Below are 21,797 nucleotides of genomic sequence, written 5' to 3'. Positions count from 1 at the left end.
CCCCGGAAGACGGCGCCGCAGGTCAGGTCAGGGCGGCCCCGGCGGCCACCGGGGCCGGTTCGGCGTCCGACGGGGCCGGCCGGCCCGGAATCCGGCGGGGCCGCAGCGCTGCGGCCCGGGCACCCAGCCAAACCAGGAACACCGTCGGCAGGAACACCGCGTCGGCGGTGATCATCGCCAGAGAGAAGAACGGCAGGCCCAGCAGGACCGCGATCCCGGCGTGCTCCAGCATCATCACGCCCAGCAGCACGTTCTTGATCCGCCGGTTGAACACGGTGAACGGGAACGCCACCTGCACCGCCACCGTCCCGTACGACAGCAGCATGACCAGCGTCCCGCTGCCCGCCAGCAGCGCCGACAGGCCCGGCCACGGGGTGAAGTAGTCGAGCCCCAGCGGGTAGTACAGCGCCGTCCCGTCCTGCCACCGCGAGCCCTGGATCTTGTACCAGCCCGCCGTCGCGTAGATCAGGCAGACCTCCGCCATGATCACCAGCATCCCCGCGTTGTGCAGCAGGTTGGCCAGCACGTCGAGCGTCGCGCGCCCCTCGCCCTCCCGGTCGTACCGGTCCACCACCCACCACAGCGCGCAGACCACCCAGACCGCCGCGAAGGCCGCCAGCCAGCCGTAACCGAACTCCCCGGTCACGGCCCCGTACGCGAACGCCGCGCCCAGCACCGTCCACAGCACCGGCCCGGCGGCCCCGGCGGAAGCCGACCCCCGCAGCCGGGCCCGTCGCGCGTCCAGTGACCACACCTGCGCGCACCGGGTCAGCACCAGGTAGACCGCCATGAGGTGGATGACGTTGTCGCCGCCGTCACCCATGAACACGCTGCGGTTCTGCAGCGAGAGCACCCCGACCATGAACACCACGGACATGGCGCGCGTCCGCCAGCCCAGCAGCAGCCCCACGCTCGCCAGCACGGCCACCGCGTGGACGATCTCGAACCACACCGCCGAATCGGACCACATCAGCACCGTGAAGGCCCCGTTGGAGGCGGTCAGCCGCTGTGCCAGCTCCCAGCTCCACGGCCCGTCCGGCCCGTACATCTCCCCGCGGTTCGGGAACTCGCGCAGCAGGAAGAAGAGCCAGGTCCCGGCGAAACCGATGCGGATCACGGCGCTCTGGTACGGGCCCAGGGCCCGCCCGGTGACCTTCGCCAGCGCCCGCCCCGCGGAGGCCCGGAGCCTCACACCGTCCACCACGGCAGCTCCCGGTAGTAGGTCTGGGTGTCGGTCGCCTCGCCGCTCCACTCGGGCGCGTCCACCGCCCGCGTCGCGGAGCGCAGCTGGATCCGCAGGACGTGCCCGCCGGGGTACGCCGGGGTGAGCCGGTTCACCGCGATCCGCCGCAGGTACGCCTCGGACAGCGTGCCGCGCTCGCCGATCGGCTTGTTGTCCTCGTCGTGGGATCCGGTGAAGAAGTCCCAGGCCCGGCGGAGCTCGTTCTGTTCCGTGTGGCTCGGCAGCAGGCTGTGCCGGATGGCCGCGCCGTCCTCGGCGCTCAGGTCCCGCCAGCCGGTGGTGGTGAGCTCGCCGCCGGCGGTGCGTACCTGGGCGCGCACCTGCACCGCGATGTTCTGCTGGAGCGGGTTGGGGGCGAAGAGCTTCCAGTTCTGTTCGAACTCGGGGTAGATCCAGCCGTCGACCGTCTTCGCCTGCTGCCGGCTCACCGTGTTCGCCGGGGCGACGTGGAGGAACACCAGCGCGAGATGCCCGCAGGCGGCGACCGCGAGGACCCCGAGGGCGAGCGCGGCGACGATCCGGTACGGGGTGGACAGACCCGCCATTCCGGGCGCCCGCGGGGGTGGAGGAGCGGCCCCTCCGGCGGGCTCGTGCTCGTTCGAATCCATCCCGCCCCGATCGTCCGGCTTCCACAGGGTTGACCTCAGAGGTTGACACCCTACGGGCCGCCGTCTCACCATTGAAGAGGATGAACCGAACGATCGGTCGGTCGGGTGGGAAGACGGCCAGCCGACAAACACTGACAAGGGGCCGGGATGGTTGCAGTGACCCCGGAGACGGGGCCGGAAACGGCCCTCGGGACAGACGGGACGGATGGGACGGACATGGCTGCTGATCTGGGCGCACAGCTCGCGGCGGCCTTCGACGCGGCCGTCGCGGCGGAGGAGCGCGTGGAACCGCGCGACTGGATGCCCGAGGAGTACCGCGCCTCCCTCGTCCGCCAGATGGCCCAGCACGCCCACTCCGAGATCATCGGAATGCAGCCCGAGGCCAACTGGATCACCCGCGCGCCCTCGCTGCGCCGCAAGGCGATCCTGATGGCCAAGGTGCAGGACGAGGCCGGCCACGGGCTGTACCTCTACAGCGCGGCCGAGACCCTCGGCACCAGCCGCGACGAGCTGCTCGACAAGCTCCACGCGGGCAAGCAGAAGTACTCCTCGATCTTCAACTACCCGACCCTGACCTGGGCCGACGTCGGCGCCATCGGCTGGCTCGTGGACGGCGCGGCGATCACCAACCAGGTACCGATCTGCCGCTGCTCCTACGGGCCGTACGCGCGCGCCATGGTCCGGATCTGCAAGGAGGAGTCCTTCCACCAGCGCCAGGGCTTCGAGCTCCTCATGACCCTGTCCAAGGGCACCGAGGCGCAGCACGCGATGGCCCAGGACGCGGTCGACCGCTGGTGGTGGCCCTCGCTGATGATGTTCGGCCCGCCGGACGACGAGTCGGCCCACTCGGCGCAGTCGATGGCCTGGCGGATCAAGCGGCACTCGAACGACGAGCTGCGCCAGCGGTTCGTCGACATCGCCGTCCCGCAGGCCGAGGCCCTCGGCCTGACCCTGCCCGACCCGGACCTGAAGTGGAACGAGGAGCGTGGGCACCACGACTTCGGCGCCATCGACTGGGCGGAGTTCTGGAACGTGCTCAAGGGCAACGGCCCGTGCAACGAGCAGCGCATAAGCCAGCGCCGCCGGGCCCACGAGGAAGGCGCCTGGGTGCGCGACGCGGCCGCGGCGTATGCGGAGAAGCAGGCGGCACAGCACGCCGAGAAGAACGAGGAGGCACGGGTATGACGCAGAACTGGCCACTGTGGGAGGTGTTCGTGCGCTCGCGGCGCGGTCTGTCGCACACGCACGCGGGAAGCCTGCACGCCCCCGACGCGGAGATGGCCCTGCGCAACGCCCGCGACCTCTACACCCGGCGCAACGAGGGCATCTCGATCTGGGTGGTGCCCTCAACCGAGATCACCGCCTCCTCGCCGGACGAGCGGGACCCGTTCTTCGCCCCGTCCGCCGACAAGCCTTACCGGCACCCGACGTTCTACGACATCCCGGAGGGGGTGAGCCACCTGTGACCGGCACCGACACCACCGCAGCGACCACCGCGGCCACGGCGGCGGCCCTCGCCCTCGGCGACGACGCCCTGATCCTCTCCCACCGCCTCGGCGAATGGGCGGGGCACGCCCCGGTCCTGGAGGAGGAGGTCGCGCTCGCCAACATCGCCCTCGACCTGCTCGGCCAGGCCCGCATCCTGCTGTCCATGGCCGGCGACGAGGACGAGCTGGCGTTCCTGCGCGAGGAGCGCTCCTTCCGCAACCTCCAGCTGGTCGAGCAGCCGAACGGCGACTTCGCCCACACCATCGCCCGGCAGCTCTACTTCTCCCTCTACCAGCACGAGCTCTACGGGGAACTGGCGCGCGGGAACGGCCCGATCGCCCCGCTGGCGGCCAAGGCCGTCAAGGAGACCGCGTACCACCGCGACCACGCCGAGCAGTGGACCCTGCGGCTCGGCGACGGCACCGAGGAGAGCCACGGCCGCATGCGGGCCGCCCTGGACGCCCTGTGGAAGTACACCGGCGAGATGTTCCAGCCGGTGGAGGGGCTCGACGGCCTGGACTGGGCCGCGCTGGAGCAGCGCTGGCTCGCCTCGCTGACCGGCGTACTGGAGCGGGCCGCGCTCGCACTGCCCGAGGGGCCGCGCACCGGCGCCTGGGCGGCCGGAGCCGGACGGCAGGGCCTGCACACCGAGCCCTTCGGCCGGCTGATCGCCGAGATGCAGCACCTGCACCGCAGCCATCCGGGGGCGTCATGGTGACCGCCGACGCAGGGACGACCCGCCTGGAGGCCGAGCTGGCCGAGCTGGCCGGCTCCGTACCGGACCCCGAGCTGCCCGTGCTCACCCTCGGCGAGCTCGGCGTGGTGCGCGGAGTGCGGGTGCACGAGGACGGCCGCGCCGAGGTCACCCTCACCCCCACCTACACCGGCTGCCCCGCCATCGAGGCCATGTCCGCCGACATCGAGCGGGCCCTCACCGGCCACGGCATACCCGAGGTGCAGGTGACCACCGTGCTGGCCCCCGCCTGGTCGACCGACGACATCAGCGCCGAGGGCCGACGCAAGCTCGCCGAGTTCGGCATCGCCCCGCCGCGCCCCCACGCGGCCGGCGGGCCGGTCCCGCTCACCCTGTCGGTCCGCTGCCCGAACTGCGGATCGACCGAGACCGAGCTGCTCAGCCGGTTCTCCTCCACCGCATGCAAGGCGCTGCGCCGCTGCACCGCCTGCCGCGAACCGTTCGACCACTTCAAGGAGCTGTAGATGGCCGCACCCCGCCACGGCGCGTTCCACCCGCTGACGGTGGCGGCAGTCGACCGGCTCACCGACGACTCGGTGGCTCTGACCCTCCGGGTCCCGCAGGAGCTGCGCGAGGACTACCGGCACGCCCCCGGCCAGCACCTCACCCTGCGACGCACCGCCGCAGAGGGCGAGGAGATCCGGCGCACCTACTCGATCTGCTCCCCCGCCCCGGGGCCGGACGGCCCGGGCCCGGCACAGCTGCAGGTCGGAGTGCGGCTCGTGGAGGGCGGCGAGTTCTCCACCTTCGCGCACAAGGAGATCGCCGCCGGCGACGTGCTGGACGTGATGGTCCCGGCCGGCCGGTTCGTCCTGGACCCGGCCGCCGCCCCCGCCGCCGCGCACTACGCGGCGATCGTCGGCGGCAGCGGGATCACCCCCGTGCTGTCCATCGCGGCGAGCCTGCTGGCCGCCCGCCCCGACGCCCGCTTCTGCCTCGTGCGCAGCGACCGTACGGCGGCGTCGACGATGTTCCTGGAGGAGGTCGCCGACCTCAAGGACCGCTATCCGGCGCGGTTCCAGCTGGTCACGGTCCTCTCCCGGGAGGAGCAGGAGTCCGGACTGCCCTCGGGGCGCCTGGACGAGGAGCGCCTGGCCGCCCTGCTGCCCGCGCTGCTGCCGGTGGCCGACGTGACGGGCTGGTTCCTGTGCGGACCGTACGGCCTGGTCCAGGGTGCGGAGCGGACCCTGGGCGCACTCGGCGTCGCACGGACCCGGGTGCACGAGGAGATCTTCCACGTCGAGGACATCACGGCGCCGGCCCGCGCCGCGTCCGGGCCCGCCCCCTCCCACGGGCGGGTCACCGCACGGCTCGACGGCCGTTCCGGTACCTGGCCGGTCCAGGACGGGGAATCCCTGCTGGACGCGGTGCTCCGCAACCGCGCGGACGCCCCGTACGCCTGCAAGGGCGGGGTGTGCGGCACCTGCCGGGCGTTCCTGGTGACGGGAGAGGTCCGGATGGAGCGGAACTTCGCGCTGGAGGCGGAGGAGACGGAGGCCGGGTTCGTACTGGCCTGCCAGTCGCACCCGGTGACGGAGGAAGTGGAGATCGACTTCGACCGGTAGGCCCTGTCCATTTTCCGGGCCTGTCCATTTCAAAGAACCTGTTCTATCTTGACGCACCGTCAGATCAGAACGGGAGGACCGGCAGTGGACTTCACCTTCACCGAGGAGCAGCAGGCGGCCGTCGAGGCGGCCAGGGCCGTGTTCGCGGACGTCGCACCCGACGGCGTGCCCAGTCCCGCACTCACCCCGGGGGCCGTCGCCGACGACTTCGACCGCCGGCTGTGGGCCAGGCTCGCAGGATCCGACCTGCTGAGCCTGGTCCTCTCCGAGGAGCACGGCGGCGCCGGCCTGGACGCCATCGCCCTGTGCCTGGTGCTGCGCGAAGCCGCGAAGGTACTGGCCCGGGTGCCGCTGCTGGAACACTGCGCCACCGCTATGGCCGTACAGGCCCACGGCAGCCCCGAACTGGCCGCCGCCCTGCTGCCCGGCGCCGGTAGCGGAAGCCTCGTACTCACCGCCGCCGCGCACGGCCGCTCCGGCCACGACCCGGCCGAACTCGCCGTCGTCGCCCGCCGCGAGGGCAGTGGGGGCGACTGGATCCTGGACGGCACACAGACCGCCGTCCCCTGGGCGCACGGCGCCGACTGGATCGCCGTACCCGCCCACACCGGGGAGGGCGAGGCCGTCCTCGCGCTCGTCCCGCGCACCGCGGAAGGCCTCGCCCTCGCCGAACAGGTCTCCACCAGCGGCGAGCGGCTCGCCGAACTCGCCCTGGACGGCGTACGGGTGGCCTCCGCGCACCTCATCGACGCACCCGGCGCCTGGGACCGGCTCCGCCAGCTCCTCGCCACCGGGACCTGCGCCCTCGCGCTCGGCCTCGGCGAGGGCGTCCTCACCATGACCAGCCGATACACGAGCAAGCGCGAGCAGTTCGGCTTCCCGGTGGCCACCTTCCAGGCCGTCGCCGTCCAGGCCGCCGACCGCTACATCGACCTGCGCGCCATGGAGGTCACCCTCTGGCAGGCCGCCTGGCGGCTCGACGCGGCGACCGGCGTCGCCGGTGGCCCGCTGCCGAGCTCCGGTGACGTCGCCGTCGCCAAGATCTGGGCCTCGGAGGGCGTACGCCGGGTCGTGCAGACCGCCCAGCACCTGCACGGCGGCTTCGGCGCCGACACCGACTACCCGCTGCACCGCTACCACGCGTGGGCCAAACAGCTGGAACTCCAGCTCGGCCCGGCCGCCGCGCACGAGGAGGCCCTGGGCGACCTGCTGGCCGCCCACCCCCTCGCCTGACAACAGCTACGGCGTCTACAGCACGAAGGCCGGGGTCCCGCTGTCCGTCACCATGGGGCGACCGGCGCCGTCCCAGGCCTGCATGCCGCCGTCGACGTTCACCGCGTCGATCTCCTGGCGCACCAGGTACTGGGTCACCTGCGCGGAGCGGCCGCCGACCCGGCACATCACGTACACCCGGCGGCCGTCCTCGACGGCCTCCGTCAGCTCACCGAAGCGGCCCACGAAGTCGCTCATCGGGATGTGCAGAGCACCCTCGACATGCCCGGCAGCCCATTCGTCGTCCTCACGGACGTCGAGGACAAAGCCTTCGGAGGGCACCGCGGCTGCGTCCACCGAGGGAAGCGGTCCGAAGTTCATAGCTGTCGCCTTCTCTCGTCACGGATCTGCTGCCAACCTATCCGACGCGCCCGGCAAGATTCAGCCCCGACGGCGCCCCGGACCCCGACCCCGTCACTGCGCGGCGAGCTCCGCGGCCAGCTCCGCCTCGCGCTCGGAGACCTGCGCCAGCAGCTGCTCCGCGATCTCCTCCAGCAGCCGGTCCGGGTCTTCGGGGGCCATCCTCAGCATCGACCCGATGGCACTGTCCTCCAGCTCCTTGGCCACCAGCGACAGCAGCTCCTTGCGGCGCGCCAGCCACTCCAGGCGGGCATAGAGCTCCCCGCTCCCACCCGGCGCCGCCTCCTCGGGCGCCGGACCGGCAGCCCACTCCTCGGCCAGCTCGCGCAGCAGCTGCTCCTCGCCCCGCCCGTACGCCGCGTTGACCCGCGCGATGAAGGCGTCGCGGCGCTCCCGCTCCGCGTCGTCCTGCGCGAGGTCCGGGTGGGCCTTGCGGACCAGCTCGCGGTAGAGGCGGCGCACCTCCTCCGAGGGGCGCACCCGCTCCGGCGGCCGCACGGGCCGGTCGGTGAGCATCGCGGCCGCGTCGTCGGAGATCCCGTCCGAGCCAAGCCAGTCGTGGAACAGCTCGTCCACCCCGGGCATCGGCATCACCAGCGACCGCGCGTCCCGCGCACGCCGCAGGTCCTCGGGATCCCCGGTACGGGCCGCCTTCGCCTCGGCGATCAGCGCGTCCAGCTCGTCGAGGCGCGAGTACATCGGGCCGAGCTTCTGGTGGTGCAGGCGGGAGAAGTTCTCCACCTCGACCCGGAAGGTCTCCACCGCGATCTCGAACTCGATCAGCGCCTGCTCGGCGGCCCGCACGGCCCGCTCCAGGCGCGCCTCGGGACGCTCCTCGCCCACTTCGCCGGATTCGCCAGGGACTGTCTGCTCGGTCTGCTCGCTCACCCGGCCAGCCTACGGCCACCCCGCGCGGGCGGATGTTTCACGTGAAACATCCGCCCGCGATTCACCGGGGGCACCTCCCGGCGGTAGCCGGGGGAGGAACATCGCCCGCCCGCTCCACGCCCGCCGGGAGCGGCGCTCTAGACCCCCGCCTCCGCCGCGATCCGACCCGTACGGACCGCCGTCACCAGGTCGGCGTGGTCGGCCTCGGTCCGGTCCGCGTAGGCCACGGCGAAGGCGGCCATCGCCTCGTCCAGCTCCTCGTTCTTCCCGCAGTACCCGGCCAGCAGCCGAGGATCGACGCTGTGAGCGTGTGCCCGGGCCAGCAGGGCCCCGGTCATCCGCCCGTAGTCGTCGATCTGGTCGACGGCCAGCGCCGCCGGATCCACACTGCCCTTGCGGTTGCGGAACTGCCGCACCTGGAACGGACGGCCCTCCACCGTGGTCCAGCCCAGCATGATGTCCGACACCACCTGCATCCGCTTCTGCCCGGCCACCACCCGGCGCCCCTCGTGCTCCTCCGGGGCCGAGACGAAGCCCAGCGCGGGCAGGTGCGGCAGCAGCACCGAGGGCCGCGCCTCCTTCACCTGCAGCACCAGCGGCTCCCCCCGGTGGTCCAGCAGCAGCACCACGTACGAACGCGTGCCGACGCTCCCCGTCCCCACCACGCGGAAGGCCACGTCGTGGATCGCGTACCGGGCCAGCAGCGGCAGCCGGTCCCCCTGGAGCGTGTGCAGGTACGGACCCAGCGAGGCCGCCACGGCCGCCGCCTCCCCGTCCCCGACCCGCCGCAGCACCGGCAGCGCGTCCACGAAGCGCCGGCTGCCGTCCGCGCCGACCACCGTCGACTTGGCCGCGAACCGCGCCGAGGTGTTGTTGCGGGCCTTCTCCGAGACCCGCTCCAGGGTGCCCAGCAGATCGCGGGCATCGGTGTGCGAGACCAGTTCCTCGTCCGCGATGGCGTTCCACGCGTCGAGCGCGGGCAGCTTGGCCAGCAGCCGCATGGTCCGCCGGTAGGCACCCACCGCGTCGAGCGCGGCCGCCCGGCAGGTGTCCTCGCACGCGCCCGCCACCCGGCCGGCCAGCACCAGCGATGCCGCCAGCCGCTTCACGTCCCACTCCCACGGACCGAACACGGTCTCGTCGAAGTCGTTCAGGTCGATGACCAGGTTGCCGCGCGCGTCCCCGTACAGCCCGAAGTTCGCCGCGTGCGCGTCACCGCAGATCTGCGCGCCTACCCCGGTCACCGGACCGCCGGACAGGTCGTGGGCCATCAGCCCGGCCGCGCCGCGCAGGAACGCGAAGGGGTTGGCGGCCATCCGGCCCACCCGTATCGGCGTCAGATCGGAGACCCGGCCGACATTGGACTCCTCCACCGCCCGCACGGCGTCCGGGCGCCCGGCCGGCGCCTCGAAGGCGGCGTGCGCCGCCCGCGGCACACGTACCCGCAGCGCCTTGCCCTCCTGCTTCGGCGAGCCCGCCACCACCCGCGGCGCGAACCCCGCCACCCGCGGTATCCGCTGTCCCACTACCGTCGCCATGCGCGCCGCCCCCACCCGTACATTGATCGCTTCCGGAACGGGCTGACCGTATCTACAGCCCGGCGTCCCTGGCCAGCAGCGCGGCCTGCACCCGGTTCTCGCAGCCCAGCTTGGCCAGGATCCGGCTCACGTACGTCTTCACGGTCGCCTCGCTCATGTGCAGCCGCCGCCCCGCGTCCGCGTTCGACAGGCCCTCGCCCAGCAGCGCGAGGACCCCGCGCTCGCGCTCGCTCAGCGCCGCGACCTGGCGCCGGGCCTCCTCGCCCCGCACCACCGCCTTCCCCGACGCCAGCTGGTCCACCACATGGCGCGTCGCCGACGGCGAGAGGTACGCGTCCCCGGCCGCGGCCGCCCGGACGGCCCCGATCAGCTCGCCCGGCGCCGAGTCCTTCAGCAGGAACCCCGCACCGCCCTGGCCCAGCGCCCGCAGCACGTTCTCCTTCTCCCCGAAGGTCGTCAGGATCAGCGAGCGCACCTCCGGCACGGCCCGCCCCAGCTCGCCCAGCGCGGTCAGCCCGTCCATCACGGGCATCTGAATGTCCAGCAGCACCACGTCCGGCACGTGCGCACGGGCCAGGTCCACCGCCTCCCGGCCGTTCGCCGCCTCCGCGACGACCTCGATGTCCGGCGCCGAGGTCAGGATCATCCTGATCCCGGCCCGTATCAGCGGCTCGTCATCGGCGATCACCACTCGGATCACTTCGGCTTGCACCCGCGCTCCTACTGCTTGACCTCATAAGCCTGCTTGTCCACGAGCTTGCCGTCCTTGAAGCAGAACCGGAAAACCAGGTCCGTCCCGAGGGCCGCCGAGTCGTCCGACGCCAGCAGCGCCAGACACTTCGAGCCCTCCGGCCGCGGCGGCCCCTTGCGCTCCGCCCCGGCGGTCAGGAAGCTCTCACCGCTCGGCAGCCGGTCCCGCACGGCCTGCTCCGACTCGCCCACCCGCACCGCGTCGAACTCCTCCCGCGCGAGCACGGCATCGCTCAGCGAGCCCACCAGCAGAGCCACCCCCGCGCCGATCACGATCACCATGAGCACCAAGGCCGCGAAGGCGATCCCGCAGCCCACCGCGAGACCACCGCTGCGGCTGCGCACCCGTACGGCCAGCTCCCGGTCCACCGCCTCCCAGTCCATCGGCGGCCCGCCCCGCATCCCCCGCGCCTGCGCCTGCTGCCCGAAATCGTCGGCGACGTCCTCCACCCCGGCCGGCTCCGCCCCGTACGGCAGCACCCCGGCCACCCGGAACCCGCCGCCCTCGACCGCCCCCGCGTGCACCATCCCGCCGACCAGGCGGGCCCGCTCGTGCAGCCCCGTCAGCCCCTGCCCGCCCGACACCACCTCACCGGCGCCCGGGCCGGCCGCCGGACCGTTGGCGATCTCCACCACCAGCGAGTCGTCCTCGTACCGCAGCTCCACCGTGATCGGAGCCCCCGGAGCGTGCTTGTACGCGTTCGTCAGCGCCTCCTGCACGATCCGGTACGCCGCGTGGTCGCAGGCCGCCACCAGCGGCCGCGGCTGACCCGAGACGGACATCCGCACATCGGTCCCCGCGCCGCGCGCCGCCTCCACGACCCCCGCGATCCCGGCCACCCCGCGCGCCGCGGGCTGCGCCGCCTCCTCCACGGGCACCGGCGCCGCGACCCCGTCCCGCAGGATGCCGACGACCTCGCGCAGCTCGTGCATCGCCGCCACCGACGCCTGCCGCAGCACCCCCACCGCCTCGCGCTGGCGGTCGGTGAGCTTCGGATCCACCTCCAGCGCACCGGTGTGCACCGAGATCAGCGCCAGCTGGTGGCCGAGGCTGTCGTGCATGTCCTGGGCTATCCGCTGCCGCTCGCGCAGCCTCGCCTGCCCCGCGACCATCGCCCGCTCGCGCAGCAACTGCCCGTTGCGCTCCTGGAGCGCGCGCAGCAGCGTCCGGCGCTGCGACCAGTACCGGCTGGCCAGACCCGGCATCACCGTCGTCGCCAGGAACATCAGCGCGGAGAAGACGACCACCAGGAGCGGTCGCATCTCCGCCCGCTCGTGCACCACGCTCAGGCCGACCGACGCCAGGAACGCCAGGGTGAAGGCGACCCCCGCCCGGCCCACCCCGACGATCCGGCGCCCCGCCGACCAGCCCAGCAGACCCGTGATCAGCACCGTGCCGGGCAGGAACGCGCTCGCCGCCGAGCCCACCACGAGCGTCGTCGCCGGCATCCGCCGCCGCAGCAGGGTCAGCACCACCACGACCACGACACTCGCCAGCATCCGCCGCCCGGAGCCGTGGTCGAATTCCTCGACAGCCAGGCCGGGCAGGGCCAGGATCCCGGCCAGCGCCAGATCCCCCGCCAGCATCCGCCAGGTCCAGGGCTCCGGCCCCTTCAGCCAGTCCCAGCCCGCACGCGTCATCGCCTTCGCATCCACCCGGCCGACCCTAGACATCCCGCCGCGCCCCCGGCCGCCCTCTTTCGTCTCGCCCCGGGCAACGAAAGTCGGACCATGCGCGACGACGGCCCCGGCCACCCGGCGACTGACCAGCCGTCAGCGGCGGCGCCCCACCGTGGTCTACGTCACTTCCACCGCCCGCGCCGGACCTCCGGAACCGGATCCCGGACGCACAACACGAAACGGCCGCCACCGCTTTCGCGATGACGACCGTTTCGTCGATGTGGGCGAGGGGGGATTTGAACCCCCACGTCCCGAAGGACACTGGCACCTGAAGCCAGCGCGTCTGCCGTTCCGCCACTCGCCCGAGTAGCGTCCCAGTGGTTCTTCCCTTTCGGGCCGTTCCCCTGGCGACGTCGAAACATTAGCACGTAGGACGGGGTGGAATCACATCGCTTTCCCGACGCCCCCGCACCCCGCCCGGGACGGCCCCTCCCGCACTCCGCCCCTGGTGCGGGACACTGTCCTTGGGGCGCCCCTACGATCCCTTGTGAGGACCAACACTCGTCCGCACAGGACCGATGGGGAACCACCCGAATCCGCCACGCGTGGATACGATCAGTAAGCAGTACAGGGCGACAACGACGGAGGAGGTGCCCCATGGGAGTTCTGAAGCGGTTCGAGCAGCGACTCGAAGGTCTGGTGAACGGCACCTTCGCCAAGGTGTTCAAGTCCGAGGTCCAGCCGGTGGAGATCGCCGGAGCCCTCCAGCGTGAGTGCGACAACAACGCCACCATCTGGAACCGCGAGCGGACCGTCGTCCCCAACGACTTCATCGTCGAGCTCAGCGCCGGCGACTACGAGCGCCTGAGCCCCTACTCCGGGCAGCTCGGCGACGAGCTCGCGGGCCTCGTCCGCGACTACGCCAAGCAGCAGCGCTACAGCTTCATGGGCCCCATCAAGGTCAACCTGGAGAAGGCCGACGACCTCGACACCGGGCTCTACCGGGTCCGCAGCCGCACCCTCGCCGCCAGCACCTCCCAGCCGCAGGCCTCCCAGGGCCGGCCGCAGGGCGGACCCTCCGTCCAGGGCGGATACGGTTACCCCCCGGTCGCCGCACCGCCCATGCCCAGCGCCCCGCCCCCCGGCGGACCCGGCGCCCGGCGGCCCGCCCCCGGCGGGCCCGGCGCGGCCGCACCCGTACCGGCCTCCGGCGCACCTAAGCGCCACTGGATCGAGATCAACGGCACCCGCCACCAGATCTCGCGCCCCACGCTCGTACTCGGCCGAAGCACCGAAGCCGACGTGCGGATCGACGACCCCGGCGTATCGCGCCGGCACTGTGAGATCCGGACCGGAACGCCCTCGACGATCCAGGATCTCGGGTCCACCAACGGCATCGTGGTGGACGGGCAGCACACCACCCGCGCTACGCTCCGCGACGGCTCGCGGATCGTCGTGGGCAGCACCACCATCATTTACCGGCAAGCCGAAGGGTGAAGCGGGGGCAATGTCAGAGCTGACCCTGACGGTCATGCGGCTGGGTTTCCTAGCCGTTCTGTGGCTGTTCGTCATCGTGGCCGTACAGGTCATCCGCAGCGACCTCTTCGGAACGAGAGTGACGCAGCGCGGCTCCCGCCGCGGCAGCGCGGGAAACACCCCGCAGCAGCCGGGGCGCCAGGCCGCGCCACCGCAGCAGCGCCAGCGCCGCGGTGCGCCCACCAAGCTCGTCGTGTCCGAGGGCACCCTCACGGGAACCACGGTGGCCCTCGCCGGCCAGACGATCACGCTGGGCCGCGCCCACGACTCGACGATCGTGCTGGACGACGACTACGCGTCCAGCCGCCATGCCAGGATCTACCCCGACCGTGACGGCCAGTGGATCGTCGAGGATCTCGGGTCCACCAACGGCACGTATCTCGACCGGACCCGGCTGACCACCCCGACGCCCATTCCGCCGGGCGCCCCGATCCGCATCGGCAAGACCGTCATCGAGCTGCGGAAGTAGTACGAGAATGAGCGAGCGGAGCGAGCGCGCGGTGGTGATCCGTCCCACCTTGGACACGGACACGTGCGCGCTCCCGACCGGAGGGTGGGCAGTGTGGCTCGAGACCGGTTGTACCCGGAGCCGACCGGCGAGGTGCGCATGAGTCTGTCCCTGCGGTTCGCCGCCGGATCGCACAAAGGCATGATCCGCGAGGGGAACGAGGACTCCGGCTACGCCGGACCCCGTCTCCTCGCGATCGCCGACGGCATGGGAGGCCAGGCCGCCGGCGAGGTCGCGAGCTCCGAGGTGATCTCCACCCTCGTGCAGCTCGACGACGACGTCCCGGGCTCCGACATCCTCACCTCCCTCGCCACGGCCGTGCAGCGCGCCAACGACCAGCTGCGCGTCATGGTCGAGGAGGACCCCCAGCTCGAAGGCATGGGCACCACGCTCACCGCCCTGCTGTGGACCGGACAGCGCCTCGGCCTCGTCCACGTCGGCGACTCCCGCGCCTACCTGCTGCGCGACGGCGTCCTCACCCAGATCACCCAGGACCACACCTGGGTGCAGCGCCTCGTCGACGAGGGCCGCATCACCGAAGAGGAAGCCACCACCCACCCGCAGCGCTCCCTCCTGATGCGGGCGCTCGGCAGCGGCGACATCGTCGAACCCGACCTCTCCATCCGCGAGGTCCGGGCCGGCGACCGCTACCTCATCTGCTCCGACGGACTCTCGGGCGTGGTCTCCCACCAGACCCTCGAAGAGACCCTCGCCGACTACCACGGCCCCCGCGAGACCGTGCAGTCGCTCATCCAGCTCGCCCTGCGCGGCGGCGGACCCGACAACATCACCTGCATCGTCGCCGACGTCCTCGACACCGACAGCGGCGACACCCTCGCCGCCCAGGTCAGCGACACCCCGGTCGTCGTCGGCGCGGTCGCCGAGAACCAGCACCAGCTCTTCGACGGCGGCAACGCCATGCAGACCCCGGCCGGCCGCGCCTCGGGCCTCGGCCGCCAGGCCGCCCCGCCCGCCGGCGCCTTCGGCCCCCCCGGCAGCGGCGAGCCGGGCGGCTACGGATACGGCGACCAGGGCCAGGGCCAGGGCGGCGCCTACGGCAGCTTCGGCGAGGCCGAGGCCTACGACGCGGACTCCGGCTACGAGGACACGTACGACCACCCCCGCAGGCGCCGCAGCAAAGGGCGCAAGTGGACCACGCGTACGCTGGTCCTGCTCCTCGTCGCCGGCGCCGTCGGCGGCGGCCTCTACGCCGGCTGGCGCTGGACCCAGACCCAGTTCTACGTCGGCGTGAAGGGCGAGCACGTCGCGCTCTTCCGCGGCATCAGCCCGAAGCTCGGACCGCTGGAGCTCTCCAAGGTGGAGACCGACCGCCCCGACATCGAACTGAAGTACCTGCCGCCCTTCAAGCGGAAGCTCGTCGAGGCCACCATCAGCGAGGGCAGCCTGGACGGCGCCCGCGAGAAGCTCGACGACCTCGGCGTCCAGGTCTCGGCCTGCAAGAAGGACGAGGAACGCCGCAACGCCGAGGCGCAGAACCAGACACCGGGCTCCACTCTGACTCCCGCGGAGCAGCAAGTGGTCAGCCTCTGCGGCAAGCAGTAGACACTCGCGGGCACAGGGGGCCTGCCACACCATGAGCGTTGTCACCAACACGACCACCATCGGCGCCATCGAGCTGCCGAGCCGGCGGAACACCGAGCTCCTGCTGCTCGTTTTCGCCGTGGTCATCCCGATCTTCGCCTACGCCAACGTAGGCCTGTCGATCCACGGCGAGCTGCCCCCCGGCATGTTCCTCTACGGCCTCGGCCTCGGCGCCCTGGCCGGGATCGCGCACCTCGTCGTACGCCGGTACGCGAAGTACGCCGACCCGCTGCTGCTGCCGCTGGGCACGCTCCTCAACGGGCTGGGCCTCGTCCTGATCTGGCGCCTCGACCAGTCCGAGCGGCTGCAGAACCTCGCCAAGCGCTCCGTCGGCGCCTTCAACCCCTCCGCGCCCCGCCAGATGATGTACACGGCGGTCGCCGTCGCCCTGTTCGCCGCGGTCCTGCTGATCCTCAAGGACCACCGCGTCCTGCAGCGGTTCACCTACATCTCCATGGCCGGCGCCCTGGTCCTGCTGATCCTGCCCGTCGTCCCGGGCCTGGGCGCCGACGTCTTCGGTGCCAAGATCTGGATCAGCGTCGGCGGCTTCTCCATCCAGCCCGGCGAGTTCGCGAAGATCGTCATCGCGATCTTCTTCGCCGGCTACCTCATGGTGAAGCGCGACGCCCTCGCACTGGCCAGCCGCCGCTTCATGGGCCTCTACCTGCCGCGCGGCCGCGACCTCGGCCCGATCCTGATGATCTGGGCGATGAGCCTGCTCGTCCTCGTCTTCGAGAACGACCTCGGCACCTCGCTGCTCTTCTTCGGCATGTTCGTGATCATGCTGTACGTCGCCACCGAGCGGACCAGCTGGATCGTGATCGGCCTGCTCATGTCGGTCGGCGGCGCCACCGTCGTCGGCGCCACCGCCAGCCACGTCAAGGTCCGCGTCACCGCCTGGCTCGACCCCTTCGCCTGCTACTCCAAGTCCGGAGCCTGCGAACAGGTCGGCCAGTCGATCATGAGCTTCGGCTCCGGCGGCGTCCTCGGCACCGGCTGGGGACAGGGCAACTCCGACCTCATCGGCTTCGCCGCGAACTCCGACTTCATCTTCTCCACCGTCGGCGAGGAACTCGGCCTCGCGGGCGTGATGGCCTTCCTCCTGCTCTACGGCCTCATCATCGAGCGGGGCGTCCGCACCGCCCTGGCCGCCCGCGACCCCTTCGGCAAGCTCTTCGCCATCGGCCTGTCCGGCGCCTTCGCCCTCCAGATCTTCGTCGTCGCCGGCGGAGTCATGGGCCTCATCCCCCTCACCGGCATGACCATGCCCTTCCTCGCCTCCGGCGGCTCCTCCGTCCTCGCGAACTGGATCCTCATCGCCATCCTCATCCGGATCAGCGACACCGCACGCCGACCTGCGCCGGCCCCCGCCCCGTCCCCCGACTCCGAGATGACCCAGGTGGTCCGCCCGTCATGAACAAGCCCCTGCGCCGCATCTCGCTGTTCTGCGGGCTGCTCGTCCTCGCGCTGCTGATCCGCACCAACTGGCTGCAGTACGTCCAGGCCGAGGAACTCAGCACCCGCAAGGAAAACCGCCGGGTCCAGATCGCCCAGTACGCCACCGAACGCGGCAACATCATCGTCAACGGCGAACCGATCACCGGGTCGGCGGTCACCGACGGCAGCGACTACAAGTACAAGCGGACCTACGCCGACGGCCAGCTCTGGGCCCCCGTCACCGGGTACGCCTCGCAGGCCTTCGGCTCCACCCAGCTCGAATCCCTCGAAGACGGCATCCTCACCGGCAACGACGACCGGCTCTTCTTCGACCGCACCATCGGCATGTTCACCGGGGAGAAGAAGCAGGGCGGCAACGTCGTCACCACGCTCAACCCCGACGCCCAGAAGGCCGCCTTCCAGGCGCTCGGCACCAAGAAGGGCGCGGCTGCCGCCATCGACCCGCGCACCGGCGCCATCCTCGCCCTGGTCTCCACCCCCTCCTACGACCCCTCCCGCTTCGCCGGCAACTCCAAGACCGACGAGAAGGCCTGGGTCGAACTGAAGGACAGCGAGGACAAGAACCTCGTCAACCGCGCCCTGCGCGAGACCTACCCCCCGGGCTCCACCTTCAAGGTCGTCACCGCGGCCGCCGCGCTGGAACACGGCGTCGTCAAGGAGATCAACGACCCGACGGACACGCCGGAGCCGTACTTCCTGCCGGGCACCAAGACCCAGCTGCCGAACTCCCACGCCGGTTGCGAGAAGGCCAGCCTCAACGAGGCCCTGCGCATCTCCTGCAACTCCGTGTTCGCGAACATGGGCGACAAGGTCACCCGCGACAACATGGTGGAGACCGCCGAGAAGTTCGGCTTCAACAACGACAAGATCGACATTCCCGTCCGCGCCTTCGCCAGCGTCTACGACAAGAAGATGGGCAAGGACGGCAACGCCCAGAGCGCCATCGGCCAGTTCAACACGGCCGCCACCCCGCTCCAGATGGCCATGGTCACCGCCGCGATCGCCAACGACGGCAAGCTGATGAAGCCCTACATGGTCGACCAGCTCACCGCGCCCAACCTCGACGTCATCGAGAAGCACTCGCCGCAGGAGATGAGCCGGCCGCTCTCCGCCGCCAACGCCCAGAAGGTCCAGGAGATGATGGTCAACGTCGTCGACAGCGGCACCGGCGCCAAGGCCAAGATCAAGGACGTCAAGGTCGGCGGCAAGACCGGCACCGCCCAGCACGGCGAGGGCAACAAGAAGCGTCCCTACGCCTGGTTCATCTCGTACGCCGAGAACCCGGACGGCACCTCGCCCGTCGCCGTCGCCGTCGTCATCGAGGACAGCGAGGGCACCGCCCGCGACGACATCAGCGGCGGCGGCCTCGCCGCCCCGGTCGCCAAGGCGGTCATGGAAGCCGTACTGAAGAGCCAGCGATGACCAAGCGGTCGTCCCGGAACGATCCAGGGACGACGGACCACCGGAACATAGTGATCCACATCACTGCTCCCGGGCGGATCCGCGCGTACGGTACCGGTCCTGTATCAGCCTGTGGCCACGATCCGATCACAGACGATCGGCCGGTAGCCTTTGCGCGAACAGCACACCGCCGGACCACACACAGGTGCGGTCGGGACTGACGGAGAGGGCTGCAACGTTATGGAAGAGCCGCGTCGCCTCGGCGGCCGGTACGAGCTGAGCCACGTGCTCGGCCGCGGTGGCATGGCCGAGGTCTACCTCGCCCACGACACCCGGCTCGGCCGTACCGTCGCCGTCAAGACTCTGCGCGCCGATCTCGCCCGCGACCCGTCCTTCCAGGCCCGGTTCCGTCGCGAGGCCCAGTCGGCCGCGTCGCTGAACCACCCGGCGATCGTCGCCGTCTACGACACCGGCGAGGACTACGTCGACAACATCTCCATCCCGTACATCGTGATGGAGTACGTCGACGGGTCCACCCTGCGCGAGCTGCTGCACTCCGGGCGCAAGCTGCTGCCCGAACGCACCCTGGAGATGTGCATCGGCATCCTCCAAGCCCTGGAGTACTCCCACCGCGCCGGCATCGTGCACCGCGACATCAAGCCCGCCAACGTGATGCTGACCCGCACCGGCCAGGTCAAGGTCATGGACTTCGGCATCGCCCGCGCCATGGGCGATTCCGGCATGACCATGACGCAGACGGCGGCCGTCATCGGCACCGCCCAGTACCTCTCGCCGGAGCAGGCCAAGGGCGAGCAGGTCGACGCGCGCTCCGACCTCTACTCCGCCGGCTGCCTGCTCTACGAGCTCCTCAGCGTGCGGCCCCCGTTCGTCGGCGACTCCCCCGTGGCCGTCGCCTACCAGCACGTACGGGAAGAGCCGCAGCCGCCGTCGAACTTCGACCCCGAGATCACGCCCGAGATGGACGCCATCGTCCTGAAGGCGCTGGTCAAGGATCCCGACTACCGCTACCAGTCCGCCGACGAGATGCGCGCCGACATCGAGGCCTGCCTCGACGGCCAGCCCGTCGCCGCCGCTTCCATGGGCACGTCCGGCTACGGCTACCCCGACCCGGGCGGCTACGGACACCAGGGCTACGACCAGCCCACCGCCGCCCTGCGCGCCGCCGACTCCGGCCAGACCTCGATGATGCCGCCCACGCCCCCGGGTGAAGGCGGCTACGGGTACGGCGACCAGGGCGGCTACGACCAGGGGCCGCACCGCCGCCAGAAGAAGAGCAAGGCCTCCACGATCCTGCTCGTGGTGGCCGGCGTCCTCGTCCTGGTCGGCGCGATCCTCATCGGCCGCTCCCTCTTCAACACCGCCGACAACCGGCCCAGTGTGCCCAAGCTCGTCGGCTCGACCCTCGAGCAGGCACAGAAGAGCGGCGAGAACGTCGGCCTCAAGGTCGTCAAGGGCGCCGACGAACCCTGCGACCAGCCCAAGGGCAGCGTCTGCAAGCAGGACCCGGCAGCCGAGACCAAGGTCGCGAAGGACTCCACCGTCACGGTGACGATCTCCTCGGGCGCGCCCAAGGCGCCGGTCCCTAACGTCCTCAACCTCACGTACGAGCAGGCCGAGGCGGCACTGAAGGAGAAGGGCTTCCAGGTCGACCGCAAGCTCCAGGAGTCCGAGCGCACCGCCGGCACGGTCATCGACCAGACCCCCAAGGCCGGTGGCGAGGCGGAGAAGAACAGCGTCATCGTGCTGACCGTCGCCAAGGAGCAGGCCAAGGCGGTCGTCCCGGACCTCAAGGGCAAGACCAAGGACGACGCGGAGAAGGCGCTCAAGGCCGTCAAGCTCAAGCTGGGCTCCGTCACCGAGATCGATTTCCCCGGAGCCGCCCCGCGGACCGTCGTCGATCAGGGGAACCAGCCCGGTGAGCAGCTCGACCCGGGCAAGACGGTCAACATCACGATCTCCAAGGCCGCGCCGCAGCAGACCCAGGTGCCGAACCTGGCCGGCCGGACCGTGGCCCAGGCGAAGCAGGAACTGGCCTCCAAGGGCCTGACGTTCGGCAGGGTCATCAACGGCCCGACGGACGACAACGCGGTCGTGTTCCAGTCCGACCCGCTCGCCGGCTTCCCGGTCAACACCGGCTCGGTGGTCAACGTCTACACGACGCAGGGCGGCCAGCAGGACGGCGGCCTCTTCGGAGGCTTGACCGGCGGCCGCCGCTAGAAGCAGGACCAAAGGTCCGGCCCTTCTCCTCGGAGAAGGGCCGGACCTTTTTCGTGCGTGCTGGAACGGACGCACGTCCAAGCCCTGGCCATCGCAGCCATCGCCGCCCAGAGAGGCGTCACAGCGGCCCACAGGGGCCTTCTGGAGGCCCGGAGCGCGGGAGTCGGGCTCCAGGTCCCGCGCTCTTCCCGAGCCGCGGCCTGCGGCTCGGAAGGAACACCTAGCGCAGCTCGATCGGCAGCGTCCGCTTGCCGTCCACCTTCTCCGTGCGGACCAGCTCGCCCCACACCACGTACCGGTACTTCGACGTGTACACCGGTGTGCACGTGGTCAGCGTGATGTAGCGGCCCGGGGCGGTCCTGCCCGACTCCTTCGGGACCGGGTTGATCACGTCCACGTTGTACTTCGACGTCTGCCGGAGCTCCGCGAAGACCTTGTACACGTACCAGGTGTCCTTGGTCTCGAAGACGATCGCGTCGCCGTTCTTCACCTTGTCGATGTTGTGGAACTTCGCGCCGTGGCCGTCCCGGTGCGCGGCGAGGGAGAAGTTCCCCTTTTCGTCCCACGGCAGCGCCGACTTCACCGGGTCCGTGTAGTAGCCCGCGACCCCGTCGTTGAGGATGTCCGGGTCCGTGCCCGGCTTGACCAGCACGTCGCCGTTCTTCATCGCCGGCACGTGCAGGAAGCCGACGCCGTCCTTGGTGTCCAGCGCCCCCGGTTCCGCGGGCTTCGCCGCTTCCGGGCCCGGCGTCAGCCACTGCTGGCGCATCTGGTCGCCCCGCGCCGACGCCTGCCGGTCCGCGAGCACGTTCGTCCACCACAGCGAGTAGGCCACGAACAGGCCCAGGACCAGGCCCACCGTGATCAGGAGCTCGCCCAGCAGGCTGAGGAACCCGGCGAGCACACTGCGGCGGCCGGCGGGCGGGGCCGCGGCGCGGCGGCGGGCACGAGACACTGCTGATTCGTCC

General features: G+C 71.4%; 20 protein-coding genes and 1 tRNA gene. 12 read left to right on the top strand and 9 right to left on the bottom strand.

The features are described from left to right. Positions 1 to 22: 22 nt before the first annotated feature. Both OG429_RS19905 and OG429_RS19900 read right to left on the bottom strand, forming a co-directional pair. Positions 23 to 1,204 (bottom strand): HTTM domain-containing protein, encoded by a 1,182-nt coding sequence (locus OG429_RS19905; RefSeq protein ID WP_443051271.1) that lies wholly within the window; start codon positions 1,202 to 1,204, stop codon positions 23 to 25. Next, the gene (locus OG429_RS19900; protein ID WP_328926635.1) at positions 1,189 to 1,851 is read right to left on the bottom strand and encodes a DUF5819 family protein; all 663 of its coding nucleotides are present in this window, start codon (positions 1,849 to 1,851) and stop codon (positions 1,189 to 1,191) included. Before OG429_RS19900 ends, OG429_RS19905 begins: the two co-directional genes overlap by 16 nt. Positions 1,852 to 1,998: 147 nt before the next feature. Here OG429_RS19900 and paaA point away from each other — a divergent pair, with 147 nt between their 5' ends. From paaA to OG429_RS19870, 6 genes are all read left to right on the top strand, one after another. Next, positions 1,999 to 3,036, top strand: coding sequence for a 1,2-phenylacetyl-CoA epoxidase subunit PaaA (paaA, locus tag OG429_RS19895; RefSeq protein ID WP_376677778.1), 1,038 nt, complete (start codon positions 1,999 to 2,001; stop codon positions 3,034 to 3,036). Further along, complete coding sequence (paaB, locus tag OG429_RS19890) at positions 3,033 to 3,317, top strand: 1,2-phenylacetyl-CoA epoxidase subunit PaaB (RefSeq protein WP_030817166.1); 285 nt, start codon at positions 3,033 to 3,035, stop codon at positions 3,315 to 3,317. Before paaA ends, paaB begins: the two co-directional genes overlap by 4 nt. After that, entirely contained in the window at positions 3,314 to 4,057 is a 744-nt protein-coding gene (gene paaC, locus OG429_RS19885; RefSeq protein ID WP_328926633.1) for a 1,2-phenylacetyl-CoA epoxidase subunit PaaC, read from the top strand. The genes paaB and paaC overlap by 4 nt, the downstream gene beginning before the upstream one ends. Beyond that, the gene (gene paaD / locus OG429_RS19880; RefSeq protein WP_328926632.1) at positions 4,051 to 4,557 is read left to right on the top strand and encodes a 1,2-phenylacetyl-CoA epoxidase subunit PaaD; all 507 of its coding nucleotides are present in this window, start codon (positions 4,051 to 4,053) and stop codon (positions 4,555 to 4,557) included. The genes paaC and paaD overlap by 7 nt, the downstream gene beginning before the upstream one ends. Next, positions 4,558 to 5,658, top strand: a complete 1,101-nt coding sequence (locus tag OG429_RS19875) for a 2Fe-2S iron-sulfur cluster-binding protein (protein WP_328926631.1) — start codon at positions 4,558 to 4,560, stop codon at positions 5,656 to 5,658. Between the two features lie 84 nt (positions 5,659 to 5,742). Continuing rightward, positions 5,743 to 6,891, top strand: coding sequence for an acyl-CoA dehydrogenase family protein (locus OG429_RS19870; protein ID WP_328926630.1), 1,149 nt, complete (start codon positions 5,743 to 5,745; stop codon positions 6,889 to 6,891). 15 nt (positions 6,892 to 6,906) lie between these two features. Here the strand turns inward: OG429_RS19870 and OG429_RS19865 are convergent, their stop codons facing one another. The 6 genes from OG429_RS19865 to OG429_RS19840 all read right to left on the bottom strand — a co-directional run bounded on the left by OG429_RS19865 (position 6,907) and on the right by OG429_RS19840 (position 12,450). Beyond that, the gene (locus OG429_RS19865; protein ID WP_328926629.1) at positions 6,907 to 7,251 is read right to left on the bottom strand and encodes a rhodanese-like domain-containing protein; all 345 of its coding nucleotides are present in this window, start codon (positions 7,249 to 7,251) and stop codon (positions 6,907 to 6,909) included. 93 nt (positions 7,252 to 7,344) lie between these two features. After that, positions 7,345 to 8,178 carry a J domain-containing protein gene (locus OG429_RS19860; protein WP_328926628.1) on the bottom strand — a complete coding sequence of 278 codons (834 nt, stop codon included), beginning with the start codon at positions 8,176 to 8,178 and terminating at the stop codon, positions 7,345 to 7,347. A 137-nt stretch (positions 8,179 to 8,315) separates the two neighbouring features. Further along, positions 8,316 to 9,716, bottom strand: coding sequence for a DUF2252 domain-containing protein (locus OG429_RS19855; protein WP_328926627.1), 1,401 nt, complete (start codon positions 9,714 to 9,716; stop codon positions 8,316 to 8,318). 52 nt (positions 9,717 to 9,768) lie between these two features. Further along, entirely contained in the window at positions 9,769 to 10,416 is a 648-nt protein-coding gene (locus OG429_RS19850) for a response regulator transcription factor (RefSeq protein WP_328930352.1), read from the bottom strand. Positions 10,417 to 10,436: 20 nt separating this feature from the next. Beyond that, positions 10,437 to 12,107, bottom strand: coding sequence for a sensor histidine kinase (locus tag OG429_RS19845; protein ID WP_328930351.1), 1,671 nt, complete (start codon positions 12,105 to 12,107; stop codon positions 10,437 to 10,439). 260 nt (positions 12,108 to 12,367) lie between these two features. Beyond that, positions 12,368 to 12,450, bottom strand: a tRNA-Leu gene (locus OG429_RS19840). Positions 12,451 to 12,743: 293 nt separating this feature from the next. Here OG429_RS19840 and OG429_RS19835 point away from each other — a divergent pair. The 6 genes from OG429_RS19835 (at position 12,744) to pknB (ending at position 20,829) form a co-directional block, all read left to right on the top strand. Further along, the gene (locus tag OG429_RS19835; protein WP_328926626.1) at positions 12,744 to 13,583 is read left to right on the top strand and encodes a DUF3662 and FHA domain-containing protein; all 840 of its coding nucleotides are present in this window, start codon (positions 12,744 to 12,746) and stop codon (positions 13,581 to 13,583) included. A gap of 10 nt (positions 13,584 to 13,593) precedes the next feature. Further along, complete coding sequence (locus tag OG429_RS19830; protein WP_328926625.1) at positions 13,594 to 14,091, top strand: FHA domain-containing protein FhaB/FipA; 498 nt, start codon at positions 13,594 to 13,596, stop codon at positions 14,089 to 14,091. A gap of 138 nt (positions 14,092 to 14,229) precedes the next feature. Beyond that, on the top strand, positions 14,230 to 15,693 hold the full coding sequence (locus OG429_RS19825) for a PP2C family protein-serine/threonine phosphatase (RefSeq protein WP_328926624.1): 1,464 nt from the start codon (positions 14,230 to 14,232) through the stop codon (positions 15,691 to 15,693). Between the two features lie 31 nt (positions 15,694 to 15,724). Then, on the top strand, positions 15,725 to 17,149 hold the full coding sequence (locus tag OG429_RS19820; RefSeq protein ID WP_328926623.1) for an FtsW/RodA/SpoVE family cell cycle protein: 1,425 nt from the start codon (positions 15,725 to 15,727) through the stop codon (positions 17,147 to 17,149). Continuing rightward, the gene (locus OG429_RS19815; RefSeq protein WP_328926622.1) at positions 17,146 to 18,612 is read left to right on the top strand and encodes a peptidoglycan D,D-transpeptidase FtsI family protein; all 1,467 of its coding nucleotides are present in this window, start codon (positions 17,146 to 17,148) and stop codon (positions 18,610 to 18,612) included. The genes OG429_RS19820 and OG429_RS19815 overlap by 4 nt, the downstream gene beginning before the upstream one ends. Positions 18,613 to 18,831: 219 nt before the next feature. Further along, a complete protein-coding gene (pknB, locus tag OG429_RS19810) occupies positions 18,832 to 20,829 on the top strand; it encodes a Stk1 family PASTA domain-containing Ser/Thr kinase (protein WP_328926621.1) in 1,998 nt (665 codons plus the stop codon). Between the two features lie 220 nt (positions 20,830 to 21,049). On the opposite strand, the gene OG429_RS19805 is transcribed toward pknB, so the two are convergent. Beyond that, entirely contained in the window at positions 21,050 to 21,784 is a 735-nt protein-coding gene (locus OG429_RS19805) for a class E sortase (protein ID WP_328926620.1), read from the bottom strand. Between the last annotated feature and the right edge of the window lie 13 nt (positions 21,785 to 21,797).

Source organism: Streptomyces sp. NBC_00190 (assembly GCF_036203305.1).
GTDB lineage: Bacteria > Actinomycetota > Actinomycetes > Streptomycetales > Streptomycetaceae > Streptomyces.
This window is presented reverse-complemented; position numbering and strand designations above follow the sequence as displayed.

Coding starts and splice junctions, on each gene's coding strand:
- OG429_RS19900 (WP_328926635.1), bottom strand. CDS start 1,851: ATGGATTCGAACGAGCACGAGCCCGCCGGAGGGGCCGCTCCTCCACCC.
- paaA (WP_376677778.1), top strand. CDS start 1,999: ATGGTTGCAGTGACCCCGGAGACGGGGCCGGAAACGGCCCTCGGGACA.
- paaB (WP_030817166.1), top strand. CDS start 3,033: ATGACGCAGAACTGGCCACTGTGGGAGGTGTTCGTGCGCTCGCGGCGC.
- paaD (WP_328926632.1), top strand. CDS start 4,051: ATGGTGACCGCCGACGCAGGGACGACCCGCCTGGAGGCCGAGCTGGCC.
- OG429_RS19875 (WP_328926631.1), top strand. CDS start 4,558: ATGGCCGCACCCCGCCACGGCGCGTTCCACCCGCTGACGGTGGCGGCA.
- OG429_RS19865 (WP_328926629.1), bottom strand. CDS start 7,251: ATGAACTTCGGACCGCTTCCCTCGGTGGACGCAGCCGCGGTGCCCTCC.
- OG429_RS19855 (WP_328926627.1), bottom strand. CDS start 9,716: ATGGCGACGGTAGTGGGACAGCGGATACCGCGGGTGGCGGGGTTCGCG.
- OG429_RS19845 (WP_328930351.1), bottom strand. CDS start 12,107: ATGACGCGTGCGGGCTGGGACTGGCTGAAGGGGCCGGAGCCCTGGACC.
- OG429_RS19835 (WP_328926626.1), top strand. CDS start 12,744: ATGGGAGTTCTGAAGCGGTTCGAGCAGCGACTCGAAGGTCTGGTGAAC.
- OG429_RS19830 (WP_328926625.1), top strand. CDS start 13,594: ATGTCAGAGCTGACCCTGACGGTCATGCGGCTGGGTTTCCTAGCCGTT.
- OG429_RS19825 (WP_328926624.1), top strand. CDS start 14,230: ATGAGTCTGTCCCTGCGGTTCGCCGCCGGATCGCACAAAGGCATGATC.
- OG429_RS19820 (WP_328926623.1), top strand. CDS start 15,725: ATGAGCGTTGTCACCAACACGACCACCATCGGCGCCATCGAGCTGCCG.
- OG429_RS19815 (WP_328926622.1), top strand. CDS start 17,146: ATGAACAAGCCCCTGCGCCGCATCTCGCTGTTCTGCGGGCTGCTCGTC.
- pknB (WP_328926621.1), top strand. CDS start 18,832: ATGGAAGAGCCGCGTCGCCTCGGCGGCCGGTACGAGCTGAGCCACGTG.